The sequence below is a fragment of the Mesotoga sp. B105.6.4 genome (assembly GCF_002896535.1).
Taxonomy (GTDB): Bacteria; Thermotogota; Thermotogae; order Petrotogales; family Kosmotogaceae; genus Mesotoga.
Window position 1 is genome coordinate 1 of the sequence record NZ_JWIM01000154.1, and the last position, 1,501, is coordinate 1,501.

Sequence of the window (1,501 nt, forward strand, 5' to 3'; positions counted from 1 at the left end):
CAGTGAAGAACAAGTCTGATAAGACTTGAGCATTATCAAGAGAGAACGCAATGCTCGATTACTAAGCGCGTATTTCATACAAGGTGATAACCATGAATAGCAGATTTTCAAAGAGAATATTCCTAACACTAATGTTTGGAATACTAATAGTTTCAGCTTCAACGGTTTTTGCTAACGAAGGGAGTTGCCTGCTTAAGATAGTTGCCGCCAATGATTTGGCAAAGACCGGGACTGTGTTTGTGGACGGAAAACTTAAAGGGCTGCTTGAGTTAGGAGAGTTAGTTATTTTTGATCTTGATATTGGCACCCACAAGATTACGGTTGATGGAAAACTAATCGAGAAGCAGGAAATAGATGTGGCTTTCGAGAATGCTTATGAATCAAAACAAATAGATGTGAAGGCTATTCCTGGTCGGCGAGCAGTGCGCATTATTTCCGAACCTTCAAATGCCCTTATTAGAGTTAATGAAGATTGGATTGGTCAAAAGACACCCTGGCAGATTGTGCTTGAAGTAGGTAGAACGTATGAGATCGAATTGTTAAAAGACAATCACGGAAGTACTGTCGAGACTCTTGACATATCGGAAAAAGGTGAAGTAATTGTACTGGATATTGCTGTCCCGGTAGCAACCCCACCAGATGAACCGAGGCTTGTTTACCCTTCTAATGGTGCAACTGATTTGACTATTGGTGAGGTGTTTTTAGAGTGGGAACACTTTGATACAGCACTGCAATTTGAAGTTGACTTCAACGGGGAAAGCTACACAACGCGAAGTTCTGTTATTCCTGTTCAGCTAATTGAGAAAGGCAGAGTGTACACGTGGAAGGTAACAGCCATAAATGAATTTGATAAGAGAAGTTCCAGTGAAGAGTTCTCTTTCACAACACTGCAGAACATGCTACCAAACGAACCATCATGTCTATTCCCTGGAAACGGTACTGATAATTACCCGGACGCTGTAATTCTTCAATGGGTTTGCGAAGATCCCGAAGGTGATAGGTTAAGCTATGATGTTATTTTTGGAGAAGGAGATGCTCTTTGTACAAGGGAAATCGGAATTCCAAGTTCTAAGTTATTGGTGAGTGAATTAAAATCTGGAACACAATATTTCTGGAAAGTAATAGCGAAAGATGATTATGGAGGAGTTACAGTAGGACCATTATGGACGTTTTCAACTAAGGCCAGCACGTCTACAGAAGATTCAAAAGCGGGTTCTCTTTTTGGTAATGAAAATAGCAGCGATGATTCTTGTCAAGTTGATGTACTAAAGGAGAAAATAGTTTCTCTTGAATGGGCTTTAGAGGAATTGAAGATTCTGGTAAGAGAAAACACAAGGCTTGTAGAAAACACGTTGATCTCACTAATAACAACAGGTTCTTCTGCTTGTTCTGCTGTCCAGGGATCGAATTACTTCACCAAAGAATTTGGCAAGGGTTTACAGATAAAGATTGAATCTGATTTCAAAGGAAGCAGTATTCTCCATGACAGCGATATCCTTAT

General features: G+C 40.1%; 1 protein-coding gene. It reads left to right on the plus strand.

What is annotated here, in order from left to right; all coding sequences use genetic code 11:
• Positions 1 to 92 precede the first annotated feature (92 nt).
• The coding region (locus tag RJ60_RS15325) for a PEGA domain-containing protein (protein WP_146028973.1) at positions 93 to 1,501 on the plus strand (1,409 nt) is incomplete at its 3' end.